This window comes from Candidatus Sulfotelmatobacter sp. (genome assembly GCA_035498555.1).
Classification (GTDB): domain Bacteria; phylum Eisenbacteria; class RBG-16-71-46; order RBG-16-71-46; family RBG-16-71-46; genus DATKAB01.
Map to the genome: position 1 here is coordinate 1 of DATKAB010000083.1, position 7,666 is coordinate 7,666.

General features: G+C 67.6%; 6 protein-coding genes. 2 read left to right on the plus strand and 4 right to left on the minus strand.

Features of this window, described 5'->3' with window-relative positions; translation table 11 throughout:
- The 3 genes from VMJ70_07700 to VMJ70_07710 form a co-directional block, all read right to left on the minus strand.
- Positions 1 to 1,788, minus strand: a 1,788-nt coding sequence (locus VMJ70_07700) for a putative Ig domain-containing protein (GenBank protein HTO90999.1), incomplete at its 3' end; no start/stop codon positions are given.
- A gap of 219 nt (positions 1,789 to 2,007) precedes the next feature.
- Complete coding sequence (locus VMJ70_07705) at positions 2,008 to 2,718, minus strand: hypothetical protein (GenBank protein HTO91000.1); 711 nt, start codon at positions 2,716 to 2,718, stop codon at positions 2,008 to 2,010.
- A 302-nt stretch (positions 2,719 to 3,020) separates the two neighbouring features.
- On the minus strand, positions 3,021 to 4,247 hold the full coding sequence (locus tag VMJ70_07710; protein ID HTO91001.1) for an HDOD domain-containing protein: 1,227 nt from the start codon (positions 4,245 to 4,247) through the stop codon (positions 3,021 to 3,023).
- A 64-nt stretch (positions 4,248 to 4,311) separates the two neighbouring features.
- Between VMJ70_07710 and VMJ70_07715 the strand changes: the two genes are divergently transcribed.
- Positions 4,312 to 5,100, plus strand: coding sequence for a rhomboid family intramembrane serine protease (locus tag VMJ70_07715; GenBank protein HTO91002.1), 789 nt, complete (start codon positions 4,312 to 4,314; stop codon positions 5,098 to 5,100).
- Here VMJ70_07715 and VMJ70_07720 read toward each other — a convergent pair.
- Complete coding sequence (locus tag VMJ70_07720; protein ID HTO91003.1) at positions 5,089 to 6,258, minus strand: alpha/beta fold hydrolase; 1,170 nt, start codon at positions 6,256 to 6,258, stop codon at positions 5,089 to 5,091. The genes VMJ70_07715 and VMJ70_07720 overlap by 12 nt on opposite strands.
- A gap of 254 nt (positions 6,259 to 6,512) precedes the next feature.
- Here VMJ70_07720 and VMJ70_07725 point away from each other — a divergent pair, with 254 nt between their 5' ends.
- Positions 6,513 to 7,424: a dienelactone hydrolase family protein gene (locus VMJ70_07725; GenBank protein HTO91004.1), complete on the plus strand. Its 912-nt coding sequence runs from the start codon at positions 6,513 to 6,515 to the stop codon at positions 7,422 to 7,424.
- Positions 7,425 to 7,666 lie beyond the last annotated feature (242 nt).

Sequence of the window (7,666 nt, forward strand, 5' to 3'; positions counted from 1 at the left end):
CGTGAAGCCGCTGCTGCCCGCGGCGGTCGACGTCCCGGCGATCAGTCCCGCCGCGCTCAGCGACATCCCCGAGGGCAGCGTGCCGGAGTCGAGCGTCCAGCTGTAGGGCGGCAGCCCGCCCGCCGCCGACGCCGACTGCGAGTACGGCTGCCCGGCCACCGCGTTCGGCAACGATGCGGTCTCGATCTCGAGCGGGGCGAGAACCGTGAGGCCGCTCCGGTTCCCTATGTGCCCCTGCGCGTCGCCGGCGAGGAGCGTGACGGTCTGGGCGACGGTATCCCGCGTGGCGATGTCGAACGCGCCGTGCGAGAGCACCTTCACCGAATCCCCGAAGCTCGCGTTGCCGTCGGCGTCGTATTCCACGCTTCCGTCGCTCGACATCATGACCTGGGTCGTGGTGTCGGCGTTCACCGTCTCGCCAAGCGCGTCGAGCGCGGCGACCGAGGTCGAGAAGGTTGCGCCGCGATCCTGAGGCGAGGACGCGCTCACCGAATAGTGGTCGATTCCCTGCTCGCCGATCGAGAAGTCGCCGAAGCCGCTCAGTCCCGCGGCGCGGATCGAGGTCGCCAGCCGTTCCCCGATCGCGGGCGCGGACCAGGCCCCGTTGAACTCGCGCACCACGAAACCGGCGGGCTGTGCCCCCGCGTCCACGTCGTCGGGGTCGAACTCGAGCGTGAGATCGAACGCGCCGCCCGCGTAGTCGCCGGATGCCAGCGTATAGGTGCGATTCACCGAGCGCGCCGGGTCGATACCCGACGCGGCCAGGCCGGAGTGATCGCCGGCGACGGTCGAGGCGGTCAGTTGGAATGCGGATGTGAATCCAGCCCCCGAAACCGTGACCGGCGAGTAGTGCGTGGCGTCTCCGATCTCGAAGCTCTGCGTGCCGGCTCCGGCGGCCATGCTCTTCTCGAGGCGCCCGACCACGTGGCCGCTGGTGCGCGCCACGATCGCCGCCGAGCCAACGCTCAGGCGATTCGCGCCCGTCTCGATGTTTCCGCCGGCCAGGATCAGCGAGTCGGAAACCGCGAGGTCGTCGGCCAACAGCACTCGGCCGCCCGACTTCTCGATGCGCAGGCGGCCGAAGGTGACCGCGGCGCCGGTCACGGTCTGGTCGCCGGCGCCGCCGAGGCGCACGAGCCCGCCATTCCCCTGCAGATTTCCAGAGCTGCGGGACCAGTTTCCCGCAACGTCGAGCGTGCCGGCGGGATCGAGAGCGAGCGTGCCGGCGGTGAGCGTCAAATCGCCGCGGATCTCGGTCGTCTCCGCGGCAAGCGTGACGCTTGCCCCGGGACTGGCTTCGAAATCCAGCGTCAGGTTTCCGAACACGATGCCGGCCGGGCCCGTCGAATCGCTGCTCCTCAACACCACCGTGCTGGCCGGGGCCAGCGTCACCGTGCCGGCCTGAAAAATCGATGAAGCGAATGGCGCGAGGTTGTCGTGCACGTAAGTGCCACCGGAGTCGACGCGCAGGGTCGAAGCCGCGGCGAGCGTCACGGGCTGGCTGGCGTGAAGAGCGCCTCCATTCTCGATCCACAGCTCCGAGCCGCCGCCCGACACGGACCATGGCGACGTGGTGATCAACGCGTGCCCGGCCTGGATCACGAACGCGTCGCCGGAAGCGAAGTCGAGGGGCGCCGTGCCCGATCCATCCCGCTCGGAGTTCCAGCTCACCAGCGAGTCGGCGGCGAGGCTCCCCTGCGAGTAGAAGGTCGCCCCCATCGCGCGCTCCGAGGCTCCCAGCAGGAACAGGACCGTCAGAGAGCCGAGAATGCGGCCGGAACGGCGCATGAAGTTCCCCCGGGCCGCAGGCGGCCCTGGATCGTGAGAGGTCGTGACGAGGTGTGGGGGCACCCCTTCAAGTCTAGCCTACTCGGAACCCTTCCATCGCCATCCGCCCGGCGAGAATCCGGGTGAAGCGCCCGAGGCGAGATCCGGGATCGGCCGCATCAAACTCGAAGGCCCCCGCCCTTGAGACGGGGGCCTCGAGAATTCGAGATCGAGTTCCGACTACTTGTACAGCGACTTGATCGAACCCCACGACCGCGAAGCGGTCGGGGTCGGTCCAACCGACTGAAGCAGCAGGATCGCATCGTCGAAATCGCGGTCGCTGCCCCCCGCCGGCGACAGATCCTCGAAGCACTCCCACCAGTCGCCGAAGTTCTGACCGCTGCCGGCGAAGGTCAGGATCTGAGCCACTCCGCCCGGATTGCGGGCGTCCTGCGAATAGAACGTGCCGCCCGGACCCTGCAGATAGAATCCGAAGTCGGTCGCGTCGACGCCGTTGTACGTGGTCTGCCCCTGAATGATCGAGTTGTTGTCGAACAGGGTGACGACCATGTTGCCGCCCGCGAAGTGGCAGGTGGCAAACCAGCCGGCGGACGCTGCCCCCGGGAACACCTGGAACAGCGTCGGCACTGCGGCACCGCCGTTGTAGACGCCGAGATTGTTCGACGCCGCGTTGCCGGCGAACTCGACCATCAGCGTGAAGGTCGAATTGCCCGACACGCTGGTGTTCCACACCTGAGCGTCGAGCTGATCGGTGTTGACGTTGATGCTCTCACCGACGCCATTCAGATAGGTCTGCAGCGAACTGCCTCCAACTGCGACCTGCGGAACCCGCAGGTTGAATGCGGCGGCTGGGGTAAACATGCCCGCCAGCATGACGCACGCGGCAGCGACACCCACCACTGAAGTAAACGCACGCCTTGCCAGACTCATGAAACCCTCCTTCTCCTGACGATGGTTCGTCAGGTTGGCCCCGCGCCCACCTTGGGCCTGCTTCGCACCGGGGGGGATGCGCGAAAGCAATAAACGGGGTCGCACCACATGAAGCACCGTCCGGGGCAACGATTGCCCCGCTTGGGACTCGCTAACCGACTGAGACTTTCGCACCGAATGGGGGGCCCGTCAATGCCGACATCGTGGCATTTCACCGCAGTTCAATGGGATCGAACGATGGTCGCCCGCCGCGAACCCCGAACCGCCTTGGCCGGACGAATTCCGGCGACGCGAAAGCCGGGCTAGGCGGCCCGGCGGGTGGCGTCCGCGCCGTTGCGGCCGAACGCCAGCGCGTCACCGATCAGCTCGGGCACGCGCAGCTCGTCGAGCTTCATCTCGACCGCGAGCTGGGTCGTCTTCGCCCATTCGCCACGTTCCCAGGCGCGGACGTATTCGAGGATGCGACCATGAGCACCGCTCGCATTGAGCAGAGCGGCTCGCACCTCCTCGGCGACCGGGACCTGCGCCAGCACTTCGTCGAGCGGCCTCCCCACCATGGTGTCGACGAGCGAGAGCATGCCCATCAGAAAGCAATCGTCGGCCGCCGATATCATCGCGGCGTTCGGCGCCAGTCGCTCGCACAGGCGAGCCCGAACCAGCGCCTGAACGACCAGCTCCTCGGGGTGATCGCCGGCGAGGTTGGCAAGCACCAGCACCGACATCCACTTCCGGAACTCCCGCTCGCCCACCGTCATCAGCGCCTGTCGAATGGAGTGGATCGGCTCGCGCAGCCCGAAGTACGCCATGCTCAGATGTCGCAGCAGCCGGTAGGAGAGTGACACGTCGTGGCGGATGATGTCCTCGATCAGATCCAGATCGAGTTCCGGCCGCTGAATCTCCTTCAGCATTTCCAGGTAGTGGAGCTTGATTCCCGTGATGCACTTGGAGGACAGCGTGACCGGCCGGCTGAAGAAGTAGCCCTGGAACAGCTCGAAGCCGACCTGACGTGCTTCGGCGAACTGCTCCTGAGTCTCGACCTTTTCGGCGAGCATGCAGGCGCCGCGCGGCGCCAGCGCACGCACCAGCGAACGCCGCTCCTCCCGGTCGGTGCGCAGCAAGTCCACCTTGATGATATCGGCGATCTCGATCAGTGGAGAGGAGCGGTCGGCGAACGTGAAATCATCGAGAGCGATGCGATAGCCCTCGCGCTTCAGCGCTCTGCAGGCGTCCACGACGCTCGGGTCGGCACGAATGGTCTCGAGCACCTCGATCACGGTGTATCTGGACGGCAGCAGGCTCGAGCAACCCGCGATCAGCAGATCCCGTGTCACGTTCACGAACGCGAGCTGCCCGCGAGTGATGCTCTCGACGCCGATCAGCGATGGACTCTCGGCGATGATGTGAGAGGTGGCCGCGGTTGGATCGGAGTGGGTGAATACCGGCGAAAGCCCGTCGCGGAAAAGGAGTTCGTAGCCGAATACCTTCTCGTTCTGGTCGAAGATCGGCTGACGGGCGACAAAGATGTCCATGCCTCGTTATCGGATTGACAGCGGGCCGACTTGAGGGGCGCCGGGAGCGGTGTAGGGTGTCGGGATGGAAGATGTTGACGCCGAGGAGCTCGAATCCGGCTTTGTCCCTCCCGACCCCGACGAACCGCCACCGCTCGAGCTGTGGTCGGCGGTGGGCGACGTCGTCCCGTGGGGAACCGCGCTGCTGCTGCTCGGTTGGGCGGTGTCGTTCGCGCTCATGGCCTATCGAGGCGACCTGGCCGACTCGACGCGCATGCTGGCGTGGGGAGCCAGTGCCGCCGGAGCCGGAGCGGATCGCGGAGCGTGGCGGCTGCTCGCCTCGACGTTCCTCCACGCCGGCGCCGCGCACGTCTTCTTCAACGCGCTCTCGATGCTGGTGTTCGGCCCCGCGCTCGAGCGCATCTTCTCGTCGTGGGGATTCGCGATCGTCTACGCGGCGGGAGGCTGCGTGGCGTCCGAGGCCAGCGTGTTGTGGCGCGGCTTCCGCCACCCGGATTCCCTCTCGCTGAGCGTGGGCGCGTCGGGGGCGATATTCGCGCTCGGCGGCGGACTGCTGGCGGCCGCGTTTCGCCTGCGGCATCGACTGGCGCCCGGTCGTGCCCGAGCGCTGGCCGGCGCGATGCTGTTTCTGCTCGCCCAGGGCCTGGTCGCGGGAGTGACGCGCCATGGCACCGACAACATCGCGCACGCCGCGGGGCTCGCGACCGGGCTGCTGCTCGGGCTGGTCGTGCCAATCAGCCCGCGGCTCGGCGGAGAGCCGACCGGGCTCGTGACTCGACTGATGGGCGGGCTGGCCGCGCTCGCGCTCGCCGCCGCGCTGGCGCTCGCCCTGCGCGGCGGACTATCGAGCTGAGTCTGCCACTCGGGGCTTCGGCCCGCTCCGTTCGAGCAGCGCCGCCAGCTCGCTCTGCCAGAACGCTGGCCAGGTATGCGTGCCGTGGCCATGAGTCTGGTCGCTGGCCGGGATCAACACGAACTTCCCGTTCGGCACCTGCTGGATCATCTTCTCGGCGATCCCGAGCTCGGGAGGATTGATGAAGTCGTCCCCGGAGTTCACGTGCAGGAGCGGCGCCCTGATCTTCGCCAGATTCGGCGAGGGATCGTAGTCACGCGAGGCGTTGATCTGGTAGAGCAGGTCGTTGGCGTCGAGCCCGGGGAGGCGCGCGCGCAACGACACTTCCAGGTATCGGTCCACGCTGTCCCGCGTCGCCAGGGTGCGCTGCATGAAGAGCGGCGCGCTCCCGGCGATGATCAGAAGGTCGGTGGCGGCGCGCAGCGCGGTCTGCGGCTCGCTGGTGTACTCCCCGCCCATCCAATTCGGATCGGATCGAATGGCGTCGACGATCATCTGCCGCCACAGTCGATTCCGGCCGACGATCGCGACCGGCAGGCAGGCGAGCGGCATCAGGGCGTCCATGAACTCCGGATGGGCCTCGCCCCAGACCCAGGTGTGCATCCCGCCCATCGAGGTGCCCATCACCAGCCGAAGGTGAGTGACGCCCAGCCACTTGGTGAGGAGCAGGTACTGCGCCTTCACCATGTCGGCGTAGTCGTACTGCGGAAAGCGGGCATGGAGACCGTCGCTGGGCTTGCTCGAGCGGCCATGCCCGATGCCGTCGGGGAGGATCAGGTAATAGCGCGTGGTGTCGAGCGGCGCGCCCGGCCCGTACAGCACGCCCGCGAACTGAGGCGCGAGGAATTGGCGCCCGGTGCCGCCGGTTCCGTGCAGAATGAGGACCGCGTTGCCGACCCGCCCACTGGCGTCGCGGACGGGTTGGCCGAGGGTCAGGTAGTGGATCCTGAGTTCGGGCAGAAACTCGCCCGACTCGAAGCGGAATTCCCTGAGCACCGCGTCGCCCTCGCGAAGCGGCACGCTCGAGCGAGTGACGGGATTCGCCGGCGCCGCGGGCCAGGCCTCGGCGGATGCCAGCAGGAGGAAGAGCCCGGTCGCGAGCGCCGTCGCGGTGCGCTCCATGATGCGCAGCCTGTCCGGTGAGCGGTTCGAACGCATCGTGCATTCCTCCGGTTGTGCGGCGCAGATTGTTGATGGGGGGAATCGGGCCGCTAAGTCCTTGAAAATTCGATCCGGGTTCTCCCGAGTTCCGGCCCGCGGGAGGCGATCAACATTCTTCGCCACACAACCCATTCCTCCGATCGCGGGGCGGCGAACGTCTGGGCGGGATGAGCGCAAGATACCGCATTTCGAGGACCCCGCCGTCACGATATGCTGCGTGCCCCTGCCCGTGAATCCCTCTGGAGGTTTGCATGCGTGCCCCTTCGTCGCTCCCGCTGGCCGCGATGATCCTCGTTCTCTCGGCGTCGGCCGCCGCTCTCGCCGACGCTCCACCCGCGGACCGTTCCGCGCGCGTCAGCTCCGTGGCGATGGACTCCGCCACGATCGCGGCGCTGCCGCGCGACGAGAAGCTTCCGGCCGGCGAGCTGAATGCCAGGGCGGCGCTCGACGCGTCCCCCCGGCACGGCGAGTGGGTGGACGTGCCGCTCAAGGACGGAGGGCCCTTGCACGCGTGGATCGTCTACCCCGAGCGGCACGACAAGGCGCCGGTGGTGATGATCATCCATGAGATCTTCGGGCTCTCGGACTGGATCCGCGCGGTCGCGGATCAGCTGGCCCGCGAGGGGTTCATCGCCGTGGCGCCGGACCTGGTGAGCGGGTTCGGAGTCGGCGGCGGCGGCACCGAGTCGCTGGCGAGCCGGGACGACGTGGTGAAGGCCATCCGCAGCATCACGCCCGAGATTGCCTCGGCGCGGCTCAACGCCACGTTTGACTGGGCCACGCGTCTACCCTCGGCGAGCGGAAGGGGCGGCTCGATTGGATTCTGCTGGGGAGGCGGATACAGCTTCGCGTTCGCCTGTGCGCGGCCGGACCTCAAGGCGGCGGTGGTCTACTACGGCGTCTCGCCCGACAGCGCGCAGCTGATTCGCCTCAAGGCGCCCGTGCTCGGGCTCTACGGCGGCGACGACATGCGCGTGGACGCCACCATCGATCCGGCGCGCCGCGTGCTGGCATCGTTGCACCGGCACTACGTCGCCCACGTGTTCGACGGCGCCGGACACGGCTTCCTGCGCGCGCAGACGCAGCGCGAGGGGGCGAATCTCCGCGCCACTCAGCAGGCCTGGCCGCTCACCGTCGATTTTCTCCGGAACAATTTGAAGTAGCGGGTTTCGGCAACTCGAGGGTCCTGCTCCGAAGATTGCAGTTGAGTGAGGTTCCAATTCCCCATGGCAGCGCCTGTCGAGCCAGTTACGCCGCGTATTTCAGGGTGTGGCGCTGGTTGCGGGTGAAGGCTCGCGTCCGAATGGTTCTCCAGTAGTACTGCGCCCATCGCTCCGGTAGCTCGATGCGCGTGGGGAAGAGGCGCTGCTCGAGGATCTGCCTGACGCTTCTCCTTCGCGAGTCG

What these genes read in the sequence shown, in the direction of transcription:
- VMJ70_07710 (HTO91001.1), bottom strand. Translation starts at nt 4,247, where the DNA reads ATGGACATCTTTGTCGCCCGTCAGCCGATCTTCGACCAGAACGAGAAG.
- VMJ70_07705 (HTO91000.1), bottom strand. Translation starts at nt 2,718, where the DNA reads ATGAGTCTGGCAAGGCGTGCGTTTACTTCAGTGGTGGGTGTCGCTGCC.
- VMJ70_07715 (HTO91002.1), top strand. Translation starts at nt 4,312, where the DNA reads ATGGAAGATGTTGACGCCGAGGAGCTCGAATCCGGCTTTGTCCCTCCC.
- VMJ70_07720 (HTO91003.1), bottom strand. Translation starts at nt 6,258, where the DNA reads ATGCGTTCGAACCGCTCACCGGACAGGCTGCGCATCATGGAGCGCACC.
- VMJ70_07725 (HTO91004.1), top strand. Translation starts at nt 6,513, where the DNA reads ATGCGTGCCCCTTCGTCGCTCCCGCTGGCCGCGATGATCCTCGTTCTC.